The 21,137-nt window shown below is 45.6% G+C and carries 18 protein-coding genes and 1 pseudogene; 12 read left to right on the forward strand and 7 right to left on the reverse strand.

Going from position 1 to position 21,137, the window contains the following annotated elements:
- Window positions 1–72: 72 nt before the first annotated feature.
- The 3 genes and pseudogenes from ACLGGO_RS24540 to ACLGGO_RS24550 all read right to left on the reverse strand — a co-directional run.
- A pseudogene (locus ACLGGO_RS24540) lies at window positions 73–537 on the reverse strand (ROK family protein); the annotation flags it as partial.
- 87 nt (window positions 538–624) lie between these two features.
- Entirely contained in the window at window positions 625–1,524 is a 900-nt protein-coding gene (locus ACLGGO_RS24545; RefSeq protein ID WP_446421256.1) for a S1 RNA-binding domain-containing protein, read from the reverse strand.
- Window positions 1,525–1,609: 85 nt separating this feature from the next.
- On the reverse strand, window positions 1,610–2,350 hold the full coding sequence (locus ACLGGO_RS24550) for a dienelactone hydrolase family protein (protein ID WP_446421257.1): 741 nt from the start codon (window positions 2,348–2,350) through the stop codon (window positions 1,610–1,612).
- A gap of 596 nt (window positions 2,351–2,946) precedes the next feature.
- On the opposite strand from ACLGGO_RS24550, the gene ACLGGO_RS24555 reads away from it, so the two are divergent.
- Window positions 2,947–3,930, forward strand: a complete 984-nt coding sequence (locus tag ACLGGO_RS24555; protein WP_446334418.1) for a GntR family transcriptional regulator — start codon at window positions 2,947–2,949, stop codon at window positions 3,928–3,930.
- 273 nt (window positions 3,931–4,203) lie between these two features.
- On the opposite strand, the gene ACLGGO_RS24560 is transcribed toward ACLGGO_RS24555, so the two are convergent.
- Both ACLGGO_RS24560 and ACLGGO_RS24565 read right to left on the reverse strand, forming a co-directional pair.
- Window positions 4,204–4,551, reverse strand: coding sequence for a DUF4870 domain-containing protein (locus ACLGGO_RS24560; protein ID WP_446334419.1), 348 nt, complete (start codon window positions 4,549–4,551; stop codon window positions 4,204–4,206).
- A gap of 330 nt (window positions 4,552–4,881) precedes the next feature.
- Window positions 4,882–6,273: a sensor histidine kinase gene (locus ACLGGO_RS24565; protein ID WP_446421258.1), complete on the reverse strand. Its 1,392-nt coding sequence runs from the start codon at window positions 6,271–6,273 to the stop codon at window positions 4,882–4,884.
- Between the two features lie 91 nt (window positions 6,274–6,364).
- On the opposite strand from ACLGGO_RS24565, the gene ACLGGO_RS24570 reads away from it, so the two are divergent.
- The 7 genes from ACLGGO_RS24570 to ACLGGO_RS24600 all read left to right on the forward strand — a co-directional run bounded on the left by ACLGGO_RS24570 (window position 6,365) and on the right by ACLGGO_RS24600 (window position 11,328).
- A complete protein-coding gene (locus tag ACLGGO_RS24570) occupies window positions 6,365–6,517 on the forward strand; it encodes a hypothetical protein (RefSeq protein ID WP_446421259.1) in 153 nt (50 codons plus the stop codon).
- Between the two features lie 145 nt (window positions 6,518–6,662).
- A complete protein-coding gene (locus tag ACLGGO_RS24575; protein ID WP_446356271.1) occupies window positions 6,663–8,291 on the forward strand; it encodes a peptide chain release factor 3 in 1,629 nt (542 codons plus the stop codon).
- A gap of 64 nt (window positions 8,292–8,355) precedes the next feature.
- Window positions 8,356–8,577: a hypothetical protein gene (locus tag ACLGGO_RS24580; protein ID WP_446421260.1), complete on the forward strand. Its 222-nt coding sequence runs from the start codon at window positions 8,356–8,358 to the stop codon at window positions 8,575–8,577.
- A 53-nt stretch (window positions 8,578–8,630) separates the two neighbouring features.
- A complete protein-coding gene (locus tag ACLGGO_RS24585; protein ID WP_446421277.1) occupies window positions 8,631–9,428 on the forward strand; it encodes a TIGR04255 family protein in 798 nt (265 codons plus the stop codon).
- The gene (locus ACLGGO_RS24590; protein WP_446421261.1) at window positions 9,409–9,783 is read left to right on the forward strand and encodes a hypothetical protein; all 375 of its coding nucleotides are present in this window, start codon (window positions 9,409–9,411) and stop codon (window positions 9,781–9,783) included. Before ACLGGO_RS24585 ends, ACLGGO_RS24590 begins: the two co-directional genes overlap by 20 nt.
- Window positions 9,784–9,805: 22 nt before the next feature.
- A complete protein-coding gene (locus ACLGGO_RS24595; RefSeq protein WP_446421262.1) occupies window positions 9,806–10,396 on the forward strand; it encodes a hypothetical protein in 591 nt (196 codons plus the stop codon).
- A gap of 131 nt (window positions 10,397–10,527) precedes the next feature.
- Entirely contained in the window at window positions 10,528–11,328 is an 801-nt protein-coding gene (locus ACLGGO_RS24600) for a DUF4058 family protein (RefSeq protein WP_446421263.1), read from the forward strand.
- Between the two features lie 185 nt (window positions 11,329–11,513).
- Here the strand turns inward: ACLGGO_RS24600 and purM are convergent, their stop codons facing one another.
- Window positions 11,514–12,557 carry a phosphoribosylformylglycinamidine cyclo-ligase gene (gene purM, locus ACLGGO_RS24605; RefSeq protein WP_446421264.1) on the reverse strand — a complete coding sequence of 348 codons (1,044 nt, stop codon included), beginning with the start codon at window positions 12,555–12,557 and terminating at the stop codon, window positions 11,514–11,516.
- A gap of 958 nt (window positions 12,558–13,515) precedes the next feature.
- Here purM and ACLGGO_RS24610 point away from each other — a divergent pair.
- From ACLGGO_RS24610 to ACLGGO_RS24625, 4 genes are all read left to right on the forward strand, one after another.
- Window positions 13,516–14,640: a septal ring lytic transglycosylase RlpA family protein gene (locus tag ACLGGO_RS24610; protein WP_446421265.1), complete on the forward strand. Its 1,125-nt coding sequence runs from the start codon at window positions 13,516–13,518 to the stop codon at window positions 14,638–14,640.
- Between the two features lie 172 nt (window positions 14,641–14,812).
- Window positions 14,813–16,375 (forward strand): bifunctional pantoate--beta-alanine ligase/(d)CMP kinase, encoded by a 1,563-nt coding sequence (locus ACLGGO_RS24615; protein WP_446421266.1) that lies wholly within the window; start codon window positions 14,813–14,815, stop codon window positions 16,373–16,375.
- Window positions 16,376–16,803: 428 nt separating this feature from the next.
- Window positions 16,804–17,703 carry a polysaccharide deacetylase family protein gene (locus tag ACLGGO_RS24620; protein ID WP_446421267.1) on the forward strand — a complete coding sequence of 300 codons (900 nt, stop codon included), beginning with the start codon at window positions 16,804–16,806 and terminating at the stop codon, window positions 17,701–17,703.
- A 421-nt stretch (window positions 17,704–18,124) separates the two neighbouring features.
- Window positions 18,125–18,565 (forward strand): hypothetical protein, encoded by a 441-nt coding sequence (locus tag ACLGGO_RS24625; protein WP_446421268.1) that lies wholly within the window; start codon window positions 18,125–18,127, stop codon window positions 18,563–18,565.
- Between the two features lie 24 nt (window positions 18,566–18,589).
- Here ACLGGO_RS24625 and ACLGGO_RS24630 read toward each other — a convergent pair whose 3' ends face one another.
- Entirely contained in the window at window positions 18,590–21,082 is a 2,493-nt protein-coding gene (locus ACLGGO_RS24630; protein WP_446421269.1) for a substrate-binding domain-containing protein, read from the reverse strand.
- Window positions 21,083–21,137: the final 55 nt, after the last annotated feature.

Raw genomic sequence — 21,137 nt, forward strand, 5'->3', positions numbered from 1 at the left:
GTGAAGAAATGGGCTTAAATCCTTGTCTGGTAAGGTTTCTGCTATTCGCAATCACGCCTTTTGTGAGAAATGCGGGTGGTGTGCCATTTCTAAATTGGGGACGAGTTTGCCATCCACAAATAAGGCTGAACCAAATCCTGTCCCTAGGGTAATCATTAGTTCCACCCCTTTACCCTGAACCGTGGCTAATCCCTGCATATCTGCATCGTTAGCCACACGCACCGGCTTTTTCAAGGTTTGAGAAAGGGTAGTCGCCAGATCAAATCCTTGCCAAGCTGGATCTAAATTCACCGCCGTTTTCACGACTCCAGCCATAACCACGCCAGGAAAGCCCACAGATACGCGATCGCATTCCCCTTGGGCGGCGGCTAATTGTGCGATCGCATCAATGACAGCATCCGGCGTCGCGGGTTGCGGTGTGGTGACTCGATGGCGTTCAGTGATCGGATTTCCCGCCGGATCTAAAACGATCACCTTAATCCCACTTCCACCAATATCCACGCTAAGAGTGCGGCTGGATTCCTCTGCTTTCGCCATCGGATTTTGATCCTCCTGTTTCAGATAAAAAAATAGGAAACGGCTAAATATGTAGAGACGTTGCATGCAACGTCTCTACATGCATGATTAGATCATTTTTGCCCTCGCCCGTTCTGAACGTGCCTCAGCACTTTCCATCACGTCTGCCATTTTATGCACCATTTCTCCGGGGTAGTTTTCTAACACTTTTGTCGATAGAGAAACACGATTAGTGCCTTCATCCAAGCCAATCACGATTGCTTTAATGGATTGACCCACCTGAAACATATTCGTCAACGATTCCACCATGTTTTGGCTAACTTGCTTAATATGCAATAAGCCCGTAATCCCGTCCAATTCTACAAACACACCAAAGGGTTTGATATTGGAAACCGTGCCATCCACTAACTGTCCTACCTCTAACATAGAGAAACTTTCAGCGCGAGTGGCTTCTCGTTGAGAAAAGACTAACTTGCTGCGATCGCGATCGGCTTCCAGGATGCTGGCGGTTAAGCTTTGACCAATCAGCGACTCTAAGTTCCCCCGTTGATTCAGGTGCGATCGCGGAATAAATCCTCGCAATCCCTGCCAATCCACAGTCACACCGCCTTTATTCACGCCAGTCACCTGCACCTGTAGCGACTTGCCACTGTCTTGGATTTGCGCCAGTTGATCCCAAATCTTATTGATTTCCAACTGACGCCGTGATAGAGTTATCTGACCTTCTGCATTCTGTTCCCGAATAATCAGAAACTCCAACTCTTCCTGCAACGGTAGCACCTCTGACCAATCTTCTACTCGTGCCACTGACACTTCTTGCCCTGGAACATAAGCCAGGGATTTCCCGCCAATATCGACATAAACACCATCCATCTCGTAGCTATGCACTTTACCTCGCACCACCTGCCCTTGACTAAATTCGTAGTCATACTCTTCTAGGGCTTTGGCAAAATCTTCCATGGAAAAAGCAGTTTTGCGGGTTTGAGAACGGGTTGATTCTGAAGTCATGAGTATTAATTGTTTAAGAAAATAGATTTGTCATTTTTTACTTGTCATTTTGGGTTATTGATGACAAATAATCGATGACGAATAACTACAGTTCCTGCTGAAATAGCATCTTCACTTTTTCCCAAGCATCTTTTGCCGCTTGTGGGTTATAGCTGGCACGTTGATCGCAGAAAAATCCATGATCAGCACCTTCATAGCGAAAGATCTGGTGGGAAATTTGGTGCTTTTTGAGTTCAGCTTCAATCTGGTTGACTTGTTCAGCCGGGATGCTAGCATCATCCATGCCAAAGAATAGATGGATGGTTCCCGTAATATCCTGGGTGCGTGTAATCGTTGGTTCATTCCCTCCGGGCGTCATCGTGGCAATCCCTGCACCATAGAAGGAGGCTGTCGCTTTGATGTCTGGCAAGGTTGCTGCTAGATAGGCGACATGACCCCCAAAACAGAAGCCAATACAGCCGATCGCATTGGATTTAACAGGTGTTTGCCCTCTTAAATAGTCGATCGCGCTTTGGATATCACTCAGCAGTTCCTCCGCCTGGGTTTGCGCCTTATACTCCTTGCCGATTTTCAGGTCAGCTTCTGTGTATCCTGTTTCAAAACCGGGGGCAACTCGTTGATAGAGGGCGGGTGCGATCGCGACGTATCCCTCTTTGGCAATCCGCTGAGTCACATCTCGGATATGGTCATTCACCCCAAAAATTTCCTGCAACACGACCACGCCCCCAACAGACTCCTCTCCCACGGGCATCGCTAAGTAAGCGTCAATTTGTAGAGAGCCGTTTGTAATCTTAACCCAATCGCTTTTGATTTCTCTAGCCGTCATATTCAGGTTTACGCTGTGTTCGTCGATCTATCGCAGTCCTCGCTGCTATGGCTTTTGACCTTCTGGTCAACGGTCAAACTTCTGCTTAATTTTAACCCTCACGTCCCCCTCATTCAGCAAATTATTTACGGATTGTTATAATTATATTAGTTTACTTGTTATTTTTCAAGAATTTATTATCTATCTCTTTTAATTATTCTGATACTCGAAGGATTCGCGAAAACCTGAATCGGGCTTGAATTGTCAAGGGGGTGGTTGGTTGAATATTTTTTTAAATCTCCAACTCCATTGTTAAGCGGCTTCGACTTGAACTTAAATGAAAGAACAAAAGTAAAAATACGGTATGTTGGTTTAGTTTTGGGGATTAGGATAGGTAATTTGAATGCACAATAGCATAGTGAAGAGAGTATTTTAGTAGGGGAAGCCGAATGATACATCAGATTAAGAAAACCCCCGTTGTTGTAAAGTTTAGCTATGATAAATGCTTAGAGAAATGCCTAGGTCAGGACTAGAGGGTCAGCCACCCACCATCTGATCTTAAACTGTAAGTTATACTCTGGTGTCTATTGAAAAGCAAGTGCTTGGGAGACTTTATAATGGTTCAGTACCATATCCAGCCTGATAGCGAAATCCCTGCCTCAAAGCAGCTATTCGACCAAATTCAGTTTGCGATCGCCTCTCGTCAATATCCACCGGGACATAAATTGCCCAGTACCCGTCAATTAGCCATGGAGACGGGGTTGCATCGTAATACCATCAGTAAAGTGTACCGCCAGCTAGAAGAAACGGGACTCGTCGAATCCATAGCCGGATCAGGGATTTATGTGAAAGCCCAAGGTCATGAAGGCGGAACTCAACGTCAATCTCCGATTCTCCAACAATATCCACAAGCATCAAGAGTTGTCCAGCAGAGTTTGGACGAATTACTCTCTCAAGGGTGTTCCCTTAATGAAGCCCGAGAACTATTTTTAGCCGAAATTGACTGGCGGTTGCGCTGTAGTGCCAGGGTACTTGTTACCGTAGAGTCACGAGATATGGGCGCTGGGGAGTTAATGGTGCAGGAATTGGAATCCGCCCTAGGAATTCCCGTCCAGTTAGTCCCCTTAGAAGAATTAGAACAAACCCTAGAACGCACCAATTCCGGTACAGTCGTCACCAGCCGCTATTTTATCCAAAAAGCCGAAGCGATCGCAGCGCCGAAATCCGTGCGGGTTATTCCTGTCGATATCCACGACTATGGACAAGAAATCGAGATTGTCAAAAATCTCCCCAAAGATAGCTGTCTGGGTTGTGTAAGTCTCAGTGGGGGTATTTTACGGATTGTAGACGTGATTATCCACAGTCTGCGCGGGGATGATTTACTCCTGATTACCGCTCAGGTTAGTGATAAATATAAACTTAACGCTTTAGTCCGCAGTGCGCGAACGATTATTAGCGATCAAGCCAGTTATGATACAGTCAAACGGGCAATTTTAGACGCCAGAGATGATCTGATCCGTCCGCCTAAGCTGGTTTGCAGTGAAAATTATATTGGTACAAAATCGATTAATTTACTCAAACGTGAACTGGGTTTGGGGTAATGAGGGGTTGCTGAATAAGTATTGTGGTGAGGATAGGGAACAGGGAACAGTTGTAGTGCGAGCGTCTCGCTCGCTACTAATACCCAATTTAAATGTATTACAGCATACCGCTTCAGTGAGGAGATTGACACCATTGGGGAAATTGGTTTAGTTACATTTAGGTGAAGGAAGAAACGATAGTAGTGAAAAGAACCCCTACACACTCAAAACTTAAAGGACTCCACCTTTTAACTTAAATGGAGTCCAAATAGATGTGACTAAATGAAGCGGAAATTATAGAATACGGAAGATAAAGGGATAGCGGAAAGATTGATCGGGATTTTTCAACACTTGCCAAATCGCCATAATTGGCATGACGACATTCAGGATACCCAAAAGACCCAGTAGGGGCCAACCGATCAGCACAACCGTCAAGAGACCAAAGATTAAGCCGTAGATCCAAAGGTTCAGGTGAAAGTTCAGCGATTCTGTCGCATTTTCCTTCACCACTGGGTCATCAGACACTAACAAAACGGCAATCGGAATACCGATAGATACCAACGCCGCACTAATAAAAATTGATCCATGACAGAGGGCAGATAAAAGCTTGCGTTTGTCGCTATCATAAACATCATACGTCATGGGACAGTCCTCCTTCCCCTCAAGGGAAACTAACTCTTCATTCTGACTGTAACAGGTTCGCTGAACAATACAGGTCGTGAATTCCGTCCTACACAGGGGGGATATTCCTCTCGGTAAGCTGTCACGCATTTAATTGGCAATACCCCCACACCCATCCGTGTCAACTTAAGCCACAACCCTTACCAATTCTAGTTTCCAGCTTTAGGGTAGAAATGCTATTCAGAGGCTCTGCCACTAGTAGGGGAGGCAGAGCCTCTCCTGTAGCGTTCCCAGGCTCAGCCTGGGAACGAGAGTTTCCCTGGAAGCCTGCTCACTAACTGGTTGTTCCGCTTAAGTTGACACCAATGCCCCACACCCTACACCCCCTTTAAGTAGGGGCTGCTGAATCGGAATCTCGATCGCAAATTCTGCGCCTTGTCCTGGTGCAGAGCGACATTTAAGCTGACCTCGATGTCTATCGACGACGATTTGATAGCTAATCGATAGTCCTAATCCGGTTCCTTGACCCACAGGTTTGGTGGTAAAGAAGGGGTCAAAGAGTTGACGCTGAGTTTTCTCGCTCATTCCCGGACCATTATCAATAATCCGAATCGCGACTTGGTTGGGTGCGATAGCTTCGGTACGAATGCGAATCGTGGGAGTGGGATGCTGGTGTCCGTTATCTGTTGTTCTTGATTCCTCTAACGCATCTATCGCGTTACTCAACAGGTTCATAAACACCTGATTGAGTTGTCCCACGTAGCATTCCACTGCGGGTAAGTCTTCGTACTCCTTGACAATCTGAATTTCCGCATATCCAGGTTTTGCCTTGAGTTGATGTTGCAGAATCAGCAATGTACCTTCTAACCCTTCGTGCAAATCTACTGCTTTCACCTCAGCTTGATCTACCCGGGCAAAGTTACGTAAGGATAGCACGATCTGGCGAATCCGCTTGGTTCCCACTTCCATCGATTCCAACAGGCGAGGTAGGTCCTCTCGCAAAAACGCTAAATCAATCTGTTCCGCCGTAGTTTTAATTTCTGGGACAGTTTGGGGATAATGCTTATCATACAGGGAAACTAAATTCAGTAAATCTTGAGCATAATTTCTGGCATGTACCAGATTCCCAAAAATAAAGTTAACTGGATTATTAATTTCATGGGCTAACCCGGCGACGAGTTGTCCCAGACTCGACATTTTCTCAGTATGAACTAATTGGGCTTGGGCATGTTGCAAGTCACGCAACGCCTGTTCTAAGAGGGTGGCTTTTTGGTGAATTTCATCCTGCGATCGCCTGAGGGCAAGTTCGGTTTGTTGGCGTTCCTGAATTTCAGCCTCTAAACGCTGGTTGGCAGCTTCGAGTTCCACCGCACTGGCAACATCAAAGGCTTTGGGCATTAATGGTATTAATTCTAGGGCAGTATAGACGGAAATTAATGCCGTGATTGCTTTGATTAATCCAAATAGCCAATAATCGGGATGCCAAATCGTCCAAATAGCCATAGTATGGGTAATACCGCAGGCAATGATAAAAGCGGCAAACATGAGAAAGACTCGCGAAAACGGCAAATCCCGTCGCTGGCAAACAAAATAGATTAAGGTTAGGGGAATTGAACCATAAGCCAGGGCAATAAACCCATCCGATAAGAGATGTAGCCAGACTAAACCGGGCTTCCAGAGGTAGCAGTTGCCATGAGGCATGAAAAGTGTGGCAGTCAAAACATTAGTGATAAACGACTGCATAATATCTCCTTCTAATCAAGAATTAGCTCTTATCTGGTAAAATGGAAACGCTTTGAGGGGACTCAATCAGTGATTGGTGCAACCATGAACCATGACTCAGCGTACAGTGGAGGATGTAACCCCCTACTCAGGAAATAACGAGGAAGCTCTCACCCTGTTAACGTTTGAACCTGAAGAAATTAGATTTACCCAAACGGCGCTGATTTCAGTATTCCCTAAAATTGATGGAAACTACACCTTCTAGAGTCATAATTCTATAGGGTTAAATTTTGTAAAAGAAACTTGACGATTTATGACTTAGGATATAAAAAATACAAACTCAAGCTAACCAACACAGAAGCTCAACTTCTATAATAGAAGGCTGAGTGTTGCTTAATTAGGCGTTTTGAATGTCCACTGAACTTCAGGCTGAACTGCAAACGGCGGTTGAACACCGACGAAATTTTGCGATTATTTCCCACCCAGACGCGGGGAAGACGACGCTGACTGAGAAGCTGTTGCTATATGGAGGTGCGATTCACGAAGCCGGGGCGGTGAAAGCACGACGGGCGCAGCGCAAGGTAACGTCTGACTGGATGGCGATGGAACAACAACGGGGAATTTCGATTACTTCAACGGTGTTGCAGTTCGAGTATAAGAATCGCCAGATTAATTTGCTGGACACGCCGGGACACCAAGATTTTAGTGAAGATACCTATCGCACATTGGCGGCGGCGGATAATGCGGTGATGCTGGTTGATGCGGCGAAGGGTTTGGAACCGCAGACGCGCAAGTTATTTGAAGTTTGCCGGATGCGATCGCTGCCGATTTTCACATTTGTAAATAAAATGGATCGTCCGTCGCGGGAACCGTTGGAACTGCTGGATGAAATTGAGCAGGAGTTAGGGTTACAGACATACCCGGTGAATTGGCCCATTGGTATGGGCGATCGCTTTAAGGGCTTGTTTGACCGCCGTCTGCGGCAAATTCACTTATTTGAACGCACGGCACATGGGAGTAGGGAAGCGGGAGAGACGGTTCTCGATTTGGGGGATTCCCGGATTGAAAAATTACTGGATCAAGATCTTTATTATCAGTTGAAAGAAGAATTAGAACTGATTGAGGAGATTGGACCTGATTTAGATTTAGAGTGGGTGCATCAGGGTCAGATGACGCCTGTATTCTTTGGCAGTGCTATGACCAACTTTGGCGTCAAGCTATTTTTGGATGCGTTTTTAGAGTACGCCATGCAACCGGAAGCCTACAAATCTACAGAGGGGGAAATGCCGCCAACCCATCCAGATTTCAGCGGATTTGTGTTTAAGCTGCAAGCGAATATGGACCCCAAGCACCGGGATAGAGTGGCATTTGTCCGGGTTTGTACGGGTCGATTTGACAAGGACATGACCGTGAATCATGCGCGGACGGGGAAAACGGTACGGTTGTCAAGACCTCAGAAACTATTTGCCCAAGGGAGGGAATCTCTGGACGTGGCATATCCAGGGGATGTGATTGGGTTAAATAATCCAGGGGTGTTTGCGATCGGGGATACGATTTACAATGGCAAGCGTTTGGAGTATGAAGGGATTCCCTGTTTTTCTCCGGAATTGTTTGCCTATTTGAAAAATCCCAATCCTTCTAAATTTAAGCAATTCCACAAAGGTGTAACTGAGTTGCGCGAAGAAGGGGCGATACAGATTATGTACTCGGTGGATGAGTCCAAGCGCGACCCAATTTTAGCCGCCGTGGGACAGTTGCAATTTGAGGTGGTTCAGTTCCGTTTACAGAATGAATATGGCGTAGAAACGTTGTTGGATATGTTGCCCTATAGTGTTGCCCGTTGGGTAGCTGGGGGGTGGCAGGCTTTAGAAAAAGCGGGACGGCTGTTTAACACGGCGGTGGTGAAAGATAACTGGGGACGTCCAGTTTTGTTGTTTAAGAATGAGTGGAATTTACAGCAGGTGATTGGGGATCATCCAGAGTTACAGTTGAATGCGACAGCGCCTGTGGCGTCGGGACAGGAACCTGATTCGTTGTGACCTCTCCCCTAACCCCTCTCCTGCGAGGAGAGGGGAATAAAGTTGTAAGCTTTATCACAAACCAATGCACAATTTTTATAGCAATTACAACCAAGAAACAACCGATGGCGAATGGAATGGATCTTACCGTCCCGCTTCGCTAACGCAGCTACACAAACCAAGTCCGCCTGCGCGGACTTATGTTGAGCCTGAGTTGACTGAAACAACTACCTGGTCACAATTGACAGCCCAGCAATTCTTTTCCGAATACAGCGGGGCAGATGCTATCTATGACAACGTTAGGTGAGTTATAATTTAAGCTGGAATTACGATGGTTTATTTTGTGGCGAAAACGGGTTGATGTACTTACCTGAGTCCGAGCGTGTAATTTATGAACGCAATCCCCTTATTCAGGTTGCGTGCCAATTGCGGTTCCCACCCATACTTAAGATTTCTCGCCAAGAGCCAGTGGATTTTCAGGATGAGATCAGGTTTCAGTACCCACTCTTCGAGAGTACACAGCCGCAGGTTCCATCTGAAATCTCTCAAGCCATTCAAAAATTTGGTTTACCCCTATTGAGCGATATATCCTATAGCTTTAAATCTGAAGACCAGATATGGCACTTATGTATTAGCAAAGATTCTATTACTCTAAGTACATCTGCATACGAGAGGTACGAACATTTCCAAAAACGTTTTCGAGAAGCGGTTGAGCTTTTTGAAAGAATATATACACCATCTTTTTACACAAGGGTTGGGCTTCAATATCAAGACTTGATTATTCGCTCAAAGCTAGGGCTTGAGAATAAACAATGGTCAGATTTGATCACAGAACATATTGCTTCCGAGTTATACAATGCTAAACTTTCACCCTCAATTCAGTCAATTATAAAAGACCTAGTTTTGAAAACTGAACAGGGTCAAGTCCATTTTAAGCATGGACTTGTTTTCGTGAAACAACCAGACAGAAGTGACGATGAGCTTGCTTATTTACTAGATGCTGATTTTTATACAGAACGAAAAATAGAGAGAGGTGAAAATGTCTGGAACATACTCGGTAAATTCAACAAATCAGCTAGAAATCTTTTCAGATGGAGCATCACAGATACCCTCCATCACGCTATGCGACCCCAGACAATTGAAACCACAGAGATATAGTCAGACTTTAGCAGAAATTCCTACAAAAAATTTTATTGTTGATCGAGAAAGTGGGAAAACGCTTATAGTTCAGCATCCATCGTTTGAACTAATGATGTCCGATTCTTCTCTATCTTTCAGAAGTGATTGGAATCGCCTACCTCTCAGTAAATTTATCGCACTACTGAAATGTTTGCTAATCCTTCAATCTCTGCCGGAATCTGCTTTAGAAGAAGCGGCTGAGGAACTTCAAGGAATTGCTGATTTTTATTCTGATCGCTTTTCTCAAGCTAATCTGTCTACTATTCCAGCTAGCCGTGTTAAAGGTAAATTGAAATCCGCTCAAGTTAGACCACCTATTGTTGTGGAACCATAGCTTGTCTAACAATATTTGATGCATGAAAAAAAAAGCTATCTACCAGCCGTCAATTAAGAATGCTTCTCTCAGGCAAGGAGAGATACTAACAGATGTGGTTCAGTACAACCCTGTTGTTAGTGAACTATCACGAGAGGCTGAAGAATTGTCTTTTGAACCAGTCATTCATCCTTATGCAATTATTGTTACACAAGATTGTGATTTAGATTGGGATTATAGAGCTAGGCAAAGTAATAATGAACAATCATCAAAATTGTTAAATTCTGTAATTTTATGTGAAATTGCAACAGCACAAGAAGTTAGAGACATAGCAGATAAAGATATCATGAATAGGAAAGCATGGGAGTTAGTTAAATCCCAACGTCATGAAAGGTTTTATTTTTTTGAAAAGATTCCTGTTGAATATGAATTAGAACAAGCAGGTTTACCTGAGTTGACGGCTGATTTCAAGAAAATATTTGGAATTGATGCATCTACCTTATACTGTCAACTTGACCTAGGGATAGCCAAGCGACGCACCCTTTTATCGAGTCCTTACCTAGAACATTTTTCTCAACGGTATTATAGTTTTCACAGCAGAGTTGCATTGCCTTATCAATACGAAAGTGAATGAGAAAGTTAATAGTCGGCAGGTATAAAAACGAATAAATGGTATCCATCGGATGTTCTCATGCTCCTGACCCATCTGGGTAAATCCGCTACGATTAATAAAATAGTACAAAATAAGAGTTTTGCGATCGCACGATGCCTTCCCCCTTTCCTGGGATGAATCCATACCTCGAAACTCCCCAACTATGGTCAGAATTTCATAGTCGGCTAATTGTCGCGATCGCAGATGCACTCAACCCCCAAATCCTGCCTAAATATAGGGCGGCGGTTGAACGTCGCATCTATGAAATGAGTGATGGAGAGTCTGTCTTAGTCGGAATTCCTGATGTCAGCGTCACTCAGGGAATCAATCGCCCTAGTCAAGACGAAATATCCAGCAATATCGGAACGCTGACACCACAACCCACGATTGTTACGTTACCCATACCCGAAGAGGTTCGCGAAAGTTACCTGGAAATCCGCGAAATTGAAACTGGGCTAGTTGTCACCGTTATTGAACTCCTCTCACCCAAAAATAAAAAATCGGGTTCAGGGCGCATCGCCTACGAAACCAAGCGCCAACAAGTTCTACGCAGCCTTACTCATCTGGTGGAAATTGACTTACTCCGTGCGGGTACACCGATGCCAATGCTGGGACAATTTGCACCATCCCTTTATCGTATCCTGATAAGTCTTGCTGATCAGCGTCCTCGTGCTAACTTATATTCTTTATCCTTGCAAACTCCAATTCCTATTTTGAAAGTCCCTCTTCGTAAAGGAGAGAATGAACCTACACTCGATTTACAACGTTTAATTCACGAGGTCTATGATCGCGCGGGTTTTGCCTTTGTCATTGACTACAATCGTCGGCTTTCCCCGCGTCTTACTCAAGCCGCTCAAACCTGGTTGACGGAACATCTAAAATCTCAGAATTTGAGCAACTCATCTGATTACTAACTTTTCACTCGAAGCCTAGAAAGCTGAGAAGGTAAAATAAAGATGAATGATACCAACTCCGGGTTAACTACCCCCCTTATAACCCAGTCCGCGCAGGCGGACTTTGTTTGTTTAGCAGCGATTTCAATCGCCATGGCAAAACAATCGCCATGGCTGTCATGGGGTTATTATTCAGCAAATCCTAATTAACCAGATAGACCAACCACTTCCCCCGAACCTTCAATTACTTCCCCAATCCGATAAGCCGTAACACCTTGAGATTCAAACCAGCGACAGGTTTTTTCGGCTTGAACAGATGACACCAACACCACAAACCCAATCCCCATATTGAACGTATTAAACATCTCTTCCCGACTCACTTGACCCGCCTCAGCTAACCACTGAAAAATAGGTAAAATCTCCCAGCTATTGGGATCAATCTGCACCGATTGACCTTGACCTAAACACCGAGGTAAATTTTCCGGTAAACCGCCCCCTGTAATGTGAGCCATACCATGAATTTTAATTCCAGCCTGTAGCGCATCTAGAATCGGTTTCACGTAAATTTGAGTCGGCGTCAGCAACACGTCTCCTAAACGTTGACCCCCGAGTAAATCGGGACAGCTATCCCAATTTAAAGGCGATTCCTGGTTAATTGAATCGCTAACAATTTTGCGGACTAAACTAAACCCATTACTGTGAACCCCCTGACTGGCTAAACCAATCGCCACATCTTCCAATTGCACCTGAGAACCATCTAAAATTTCGCTTTTTTCCACCATTCCCACGCAAAACCCAGCAATGTCATACCCTCCCGGTTGATAAAAACCGGGCATTTCTGCGGTTTCTCCTCCCAACAACGCGCAGCCAGCGAGACGACATCCCTGAGCAATACCCGCTACCACCTGAGTGAGTTGCTCTTGATTCAGCTTTCCTGTGGCTAAATAGTCCAAAAAAAATAGGGGTTGTGCGCCAGATGTCAAGACATCGTTGACACACATAGCAACTAAATCAATTCCAACGGTGTCGTGACGATTCAAGTCATGAGCTAGTTTCAGCTTCGTCCCCACTCCATCAGTTCCCGATACTAAAACGGGTTCGCGATATCCCATCGGTAACTGGAAACAACCACTAAAGCCACCAAATCCCCCTAAGACTTCCGGTCGATGGGTGCTTTGGACGAGCCCTCTAATCTGCTGCACAAAAGCTCGACCTGCTTCGATATCAACACCAGCTTCTCGATAATCCATGAAATACCACTAGGAATGAAAACGTTGTTCTGATTGTAGGGGCGGGTTTCACGATTATCGTTTGTTTCCCGCCCTGATGTGACTAAACCCGCCCCAACCGAGGAATGTAGGGACTCACTTTCACTATTATCCTTTGTTTTCCGCCCCAATGTGACTCAACCCGCCCCAACCAAAGTTGTGAGGGTGTCCTTTGTTTTCCTCCCTCGGATATTTTACAGGTTGATCCCGGCAAAGCCTAGAGTAAAAGCAGCACTAGAAGGGCGGGTTTATTACAGTTATCGGTTTTTGCCAAAACGTTATCGGTAAAACCCGCCCCTACAGCATTGATGGAAAACCTTCGCCGCGACGGTCGAGGTTTGTTGTCTCTATTGTAAAGTTTTGTTAAGAATCTCGTAAATTCCCTGAGAGGGGTAAAAGCTGGAAAACCTTGCCAGATTAAGCATTAGGGCAAATTGTATGATATCGCACTTTTGAAAATCTTATCGCTGATTCCCAAAAATCACTGATCCCCAAACCCAAAACTTCGTGTTAGTCTGTGTCAGTTCCACAAAAATAGGACGAAATCGAATTCACCAACCTTGCCCTAAAAGGGACAAGGATTGACCAAGCCAGTTTGGACAACGTAAGCGGTGAATAGCTCGGGTTGAGCCTAGTTCTGGCACAGACTTCCGAATACTTCCCTAGTTCGGAGTATCTCTAAGCCTAATTGGTTAGGCGTTGGTAATGCCAAGACATCTTGGACTGGGTGGGCGAAGGGACTTATTACAGGGTTTGCTGGTTCCTGGGATTATCTCCATTTAAAAACCAGCATTTAATTGTAAAGCTGTCTTATAAAAACAGGGTTTCAGACCCAAAGGAGTTTCGATGAGTATGAGTTGCAGCAGATTTTTCTTAATTCTCTTGCATCACCACCCATAACCCCAAACGTAGAATTCCAGAGGCTTTTAATTATAGGCTTATGAATCAGCGAATTTTGAGTGGTCTCACTGTTACGTTCTTAACCACAGCCCTCAGCACAGTGATATCCAATCCGGCTAACCAAGCTCAGGCAGTTGACCAAGGTTCTGAGGGCAACTTGACTCCCGCTCAAGCGCTACAATCTCCAGAAACAATTCCCTCCACCTCCTCTCAACCAACCCTTCAGCCGCCAGAGGTGGTAAAAGTGGGAGAATTTCAGTCCCCAGCATCTCAGGTTGGGGAAGCAGAAGAAGTCATTGCCAAAATTCATGGCTATTCACTAGATGGGCGTCAGGCGGCTACTCTTTATGTGCGCGACATCCCTGTCCTGACGTTCTTAGGTTCAAAGGCAATTGTCAACAATGGCAGTAAAGTGGGAGAAGTGGCTCTGGGAAATAACTCTGAACCCGGGTATTCTTCATCCAAAACGGTGTCTGACTATCAATCCCTAGAGGTAGACCAACTGGATAATACCGCCTCGCCAAGTGTCACCTCGACCAGTAATGCCAATCTGGATGATGCCGTATGGCGGGCGACGGCTGTTGCGGCTCAACTCAATCAACTGCATCGGGATAATATTAATGCAGACGCGATCGCAGTCCGTTGGAATCAGGGGTGTAACTGCTACAGCATCAAGGTCAATGACCAGGAGTTGGTGCAAGTTAACGAAAATACCATCCTGCCCGATACCACCCAAAACCTAGCCGAAGATGCCCTGCAAGCCACGAACCGACTGCGGCGCTTAATGGGTAATGCTCCCCCCATACGCGAAATTGAGGGCAAACCCACCGCCCAGACAATCGCCCAAGTCGCGATCGGTTCAGTACGCTTTCAGGTTAAAGGTATTGCCTCCTGGTATGGTCCTGGCTTTCACGGAAACCGCAGCGCTAGTGGTGAGCGATTTAATCAAAATGCGCTAACCGCCGCTCATCGCAGCTTACCCTTTGGCACTAACGTGCGAGTGACCAATTTAAATAATGGTCGCTCCGTTATCGTGCGGATTAATGACCGAGGACCTTATGCCAGAGGGCGAGTCATTGACCTTTCCGCCGCCGCCGCCAGAGTTTTAGGATTGCTCCGCACGGGTGTGGCGCCTGTACAGATTGAGGTTTTAGATAACTACTAGGGAATAGTGTTGAGTGTGTAGGGGCGGGTTTTACCATCATCGTTTGTGACCTCACCCTGATGTAACTCGCGCCCGCCCCAACCGAGTGCCAGCTTTCTGGGGCAAAGGGCGAATGACCAATGACCAATGACAAATTGCTAACATCGATCTAAGATCCAACTACTAAACTCTCATGCGTCTGTTTACGACAATCGCGGGATTGCGCTGCCACTTAGAACGTCATCGAACCCAAAAAACCGTCGGTTTAGTGCCGACGATGGGGGCGTTACACCCAGGTCACCTTAGCTTAATCGAGCGGGCGAGACGCGAAAATGCTATTGTCGTTGTCAGCATTTTTGTCAATCCGCTCCAGTTTAGACCAGGGGAAGATTTGCAGCAGTACCCGCGTCAGTTGGAGCAAGATCAACGCTTGTGTGAACAAGCGGGAGTGGATGTGATTTTTGCGCCAACAGTGGTGGAGTTGTATGGCGATGACCAATCCGATCTGCAAACCCCGACTGAGTTTACTCAAGTCCAGCCACCAGCAGCTATGAACTCTATCTTATGTGGTCACTCCCGTCCGGGTCACTTTCAGGGGGTGGCGACTGTGGTCACTAAGTTATTAAATCTAGTTCAACCCGATCGCGCTTATTTTGGTCAAAAGGATGCTCAGCAATTGGCGATTATTCGCCGCTTGGTCGCGGATCTAAATTTGCCTGTCACTATCGTATCTTGTCCGATCGCGCGTGAGTCGTCAGGACTTGCCTATAGTTCTCGCAATCAGTATTTGACGCCCGAACAAAAAGCACAAGCTCCGATTCTCTATAAGGGTTTACAAAATGCCCAAAATGTGTTCAAGACTGGGGAGCGCGATCGCACGTCCTTAATTGCTGCTGTTACCTCAGAACTCACCTCGGTTAAGGAGATTCAAGTCGAGTACATCGAATTGGTTCATCCCACTACCTTGACCCCCCTAGAGCAAGTTGAAGACGAAGGATTACTCGCTATAGCGGCTCGTCTGGGTTCAACTCGTTTAATTGATAATATCCTGCTGCGAAATCGCCAACCGATTATTGCTATTGATGGACCGGCGGGAGCGGGTAAATCCACAGTGACTCGGTTAGTGGCGCAGCAATTAGGCTTAATGTATCTGGACACAGGAGCCATGTATCGGGCGGTAACGTGGCGGGTGCTGCAAGCCGGAATTGATTTAACCGATGAACCTGCGATCGCGGAATTGGTAAGTCAATGTCAAATTTCTTTAATCAGTAGCGGTTCACAACCGCAAACCTTAAGAGTGTGGATTGATGGGAAAGAAGTCACCCAAGCCATTCGTTCCTTAGAAGTTACCGCCAATGTCTCTTTTGTCGCGGCGATCCCGGCTGTGCGTCACGAATTAGTCAAACAGCAGCAGCGCTTGGCGTCTAAGGGTGGCGTTGTCGCCGAAGGGCGGGATATCGGGACTCATGTTTTCCCCGATGCTGAACTGAAAATCTTTCTCACCGCCTCGGTTCAAGAACGGGCACGCCGACGCTTACAAGATCTCAAAGACCAAGACCAAGGCACTGTCAGTTTAGAACAACTAGAACAGGACATTCAACTACGAGACGAGCGTGACAGCACTCGTGCATTAGCCCCCCTGCGCCAAGCCGCCGACGCGATCGAAATTAATACGGATGGTTTAACAATTCCTGAAGTCACCGCTAGAATTATCAGTTTATACCATAAAAAAGCGTTATCGTTACCTCAAGAATAAAAGCCTGCCCATCCTGACATTTCATGGGTTAAAGAATTCTCGCCCTCAAAACTCAGACTGGGCGGGTTTTGAGTTACTGCCTTTCGCCAACCATGACAGATTACTTCTTTGACTGCAACTCGGCACTTAAAAAATCCCGGATATACTGTCATTTGCGTCGTAACTAACAAAAGAATCATTAGCACGAAGGCGGATTTCGGTATCCAGTTGCACCACAGCGAACTGAATATCTCTAGAAATGGTGGCGTTTAGCAATTGAGACGCAGGGTTTAGCATCAGAATTTATAAAGCGGGTTGATCTGTGCTTAGGCGTTTATGTCTGGCGATAGATTAACCCGCCGCTTGGATTATTCTGCAACAAGAATAATCTAAAAATAAACAACCATGACGTGCCGCCTGTGTATTCAGAGGAGTGAAGGGGACGTAAGGTGGCAAATCCTTGTCAGTTAGTTTGGCAGTATAAATTATCCATTAGTTTAATAGCTGCCATGGTTAGTTTTATTGCAAGTTTAAGTATGTCCGTTGTTCGTTCAGTTAACCCGAAACTAGCGATCCCTAGTCCTAATTTGAACCAACAGGAACGGTCGAATTCCCAGAGTTTACAAATCAATGGCTTAATCGGAGAGGAACAGGAAATCTATGAAAAAATGCTCGCTCACTTGGCAGAGGAAGAAGCTAAACGCTTAACCTTTTCTGTACCAGTACAATTTCAAGGCAAAACCATTCGTTCTCGTGTCCTCAATAATGCCAAAGTGATTGCCCTCACGTTTGATGATGGACCTTCATCGCAGACAACTCCCCAAGTTTTAGACATTCTCAAACGAGAAAATATCAAAGCCACCTTTTTTGTTGTCGGTAAGACGGTGAAGAATCATCCCCAGCTTATGAAACAAATTGTGGATGAAGGTCACGCTATTGGTAACCACACTTGGAATCATCAATATCATCAGTACAGTCCATCAGCGGCGGCGGGTGAACTGGAGACTACCGCCACTTTAATTCATCAACTCACTGGCGTCAAAACGGCATTATTCCGACCTCCGGCTGGCATTTTGGATAATGGCTTAGTTAGCTATGCTCAGCAAAAAAAGTATGCCGTGATTATGTGGTCAGCGGATACAAAAGATTGGCAAAGTCGCCGGATTACTGTGCCAAAATTAATCGATAACGCCATTCAAGACGCTCAATCTGGTGGTATTATTTTACTGCACGACGGCGGTGGCGATCGCTCAAAAACAGTGCAAGCTTTACCAAAGTTGATTACTGAACTTAAACAGCGCGGTTATCAATTTGTCACTGTGCCAGAATTATTGGATATGCCAGATTGATACTAAGTCGCGTTCTAAGCTGTCATGCATTGAAATTCTGACTTTCACGGTATGTGGCGCAATGCGTGTAGGGGCGGGTTTCACTACTATCTTTTCGGTTGCACCCAGATGTAACTAAACCCGCCCCTACTCAGGTTTCTAGACTTCCCGTGAAAAGTCAGATTGAAATTGGGTATGAGTAGCGAGCAAGATGTTCGCACTAAGTACCTGGACATAAATTCTGTACACTGTAGACATTAACGTTTAAATATAGCAGTAAACACATCGATTAGGACATTGTAGAGACGTTCCGGCGGAACGTCTCTTTTGTGAAGAGTTTGTGAGCAAAAAATTATTTCTAGGTAGATTTAGCATAATGAGTAAAGAAATGTAAACAACTAGCACCTAAAAGTAGTGCCACTCATAGCAAGGGAGTTGAGAAATGGAATTCTTCAAAATTCGCCAGGTCGTTCGAGCCAATTTTAACGAGATGATTCAACAGGAGCAAAATTCCGAAACTGTAGGGTTGACATTTTATTCTCGTGAGTGCTTAAAAGATTACCAAACAATTGCCGAAATAGCTAGAACCCAACGTGATGAACAGCAAGAAACAGTGGAGATGATCAACCCCAGTCTAGTAACCTTAGAGAAAAAACAGGCTGCGGAAAATAACCTAGAGTATCGGTTATACGATAGCACTCACTTCAGCCAATTCCCGTTTTATGAGGATCAAGAGACTATCAACATATTCGATAATTCTCTTCAATTCCAGGAGTCGGACTGGAAGGAGATAGAATGGTTTTTCATTTCCTTAACATCCTCTAGCGAAATAGATAATGAATGGGCAACCCTGGAAGGATTTGCTTCAAAAATCTCTGTTTGATAAGGTTAATTTTGCCCAACTTATTCATCCGTTATCAGGTTCAGCGCGTTCTAATTCCTGGGTACAGTAGGTAGAATCCAGATAGGGTCGCAGTGGGACTAATCCGGTTTTAGACAATAAACATTGCGCCTGTTCAGTTCTGAGAATTTCAGCAAACTTTCTCCCAATGGGGGGACGACTATTATCTCTGGGATAAATAACGGCTAAGGGATAAGCTAAGGGATAGGTTTGACTAATCAATGCCTCAACATTAGCTCCATAACTGCCTTTAGAATTACATAAGTCAGTGTTTGGCGTAATTGGTTGCTGGTTATCTTGTACCAAGGGTGAAATCCCCGGCTTTTCCCCGTCAACGATAGCTAAGGGATAAACCGAACATTGTCCTAACACTTTACTCAGGGAATCAAATCCGATCGCGCCAATATTTCTCTGTTCAAAATCTCCAATGACTTGTCGCAATGTCTCAAAGGTTTGGGTGCGGATAATCGGGGGACGACCTAAGTTGGCAAATGAGCGACTCGGTTGGTTACTTTGTTGCAGGAGGGCTTCAAATTCGGCAATATTATCAGTATTGGTATTCTCTTGTAAAACACGCTGCTTAAACAGTTGAATTGCCTGATCACTGAGGGGAACATAAAGTTGAACAGGGAGATCCGGTCCACCTAATTCTTGCCAATTGGTAATCTCTCTTGTGTAGAGTTGGCGTAATTGCTCAAAGCTAATTTGCCCATTCAAGGCGGCGGGTAAACTGTTTTCCCGTTGAGCATAACTGAAGGCGACAAAGACAACTAAGCCATCATGAGCAACTTCTTCTGCGTCTAAGGCAAATCCTAACCGATTCAGGGGAGTCGCGATCGCAAACTCCGCTTCTTCGGATCGAACCTGTGCGATCGCGTCTGTCCAAGTGGGGACGGATTGATAGTTTAATTCTAATTTTGGTTGACGCTGATACAATTCACTCGCCAAGGTGGTATCCTTGGCAATTAAATTGGGTTGCTCCAGAATATAATCCCACGCCCCGTCTTCTTCCGCCGTATAGGTAAATGTTCCCGTCGGAATCCCTGACACCTGTTCAATACAGCAGGGAAATGGTTCAGTTTCCATCGTGGTTTGGGGTTGATTTCTCCCCAATAGCCACCAGATCAACAGTCCCAACAACAGCAGCGCTAAAAGGAGCCAGAATAACCGAGGACGCCAAAACCGCCATTTCTTTTTCTTGACCTCGGCTTCGACTTCCGGTTGGGAGAAAGGGGGGATAATTTGCGGTTCGGGGGGCAAGTGTAATAAAGCGCGGCGAGCAATTTCTGCGGTTTCAAAGGATGAGGTACCAATGCCAATTAGGGATAAAATATAGTCTTTGAACGCGGGTTGAATGAGGGGCCAATGCTTTGTAATCCGGGGATTGAAGGGTTGCAGCGTCACCGGATCATGGGTGCCACCGTTTAAAAGGTAAAATGCTACATACCCCAAGTCTTGTAAATCCTTTTTGGGGAATAACAAAGGACGTTCAAGTAATGGCGGATCAAATCGTCCTTCCCACAAGAGTAGGTCACACAAATAGATAAAAAAGCCTTGGAAACTGGGAACAATTAGCAAGCTATCTAAACTAATATTGCCATCCGTGAGTCCTTGTTGAACTAAACCCGAAGGGAGGCGAAATTTTTGTCCATGTAGAAATTCCAAACTTTGCAGAACTTGTTCCAGGATCTGTCGCACCTGATAACTGGTCATTGCCCCAGTTTGCGCCAAGTAACTGGCTAGGGTAGGATAGGTATCTAAAACCCCTTGGCTGACTAAATAGCAGCGTTCAAAACGTGGATCTGCGATCGCGTCCCAAGGGGAGACGAGGCGAAAGTCTTGCACCCGCCCATCAGCTAAAGTGACGCCAGCGAGATTGACAAAGGCTTCTTTGCGTAACTGGCTTTCTTGGAGATTAAAATAGCGATCGGGTAAAACGTATTCCTTGATCACCACAGGTTGGCGAGTGGGGAGTTGCAAGGCTTGATAAAGACGACCTCGACCCCGATTTTTGAGGAAGCGTTCAATTTGATAGGTTCCCCGAATTCCCCGAATTTTCGTTTCTGGCGGTAACAGGGTAAGAAATCCACATTGGCGACAATAGTTGGCACCGGGTTGTTCGAGCAGGGTTTGTTGCACCCATTCACAGTAGAATGGATTTCCTCGCACACAGCGATACTCCGGATAGAGGGACTTCACTCCGGGCGGAACGACGACTTCTGTAACCACGCCGCCTTCTGCTTCGGCTTCTAATCCTTCACCCGGTTTCGTTTTACCCGCCATGCGATCTTTGAGTTCATCTAGACTCGGCGCACGCTGCTTCAGTTCATCTTGCAGAAACGGCACTAACCAGAGTAAACGCGCTGGGACGAACCTGATCAGGATTGCTCGAAAGCGACCTGGGATCGTCTTGAAGCGATGGAAAATCCGACTTCCTTCAACGCTGCGAAATTGTTGAAATAAGCGTCCCACAAACCCTTTTGGGTTACCCTTAACCATAACTGCTGCTCCTGCCAAGCCTTGTTAGGCGGTGTACTGCTATCCTGCCATAGCC

It is taken from the genome of Coleofasciculus sp. (assembly GCF_046565525.1).
Taxonomy (GTDB): domain Bacteria; phylum Cyanobacteriota; class Cyanobacteriia; order Cyanobacteriales; family Coleofasciculaceae; genus Coleofasciculus.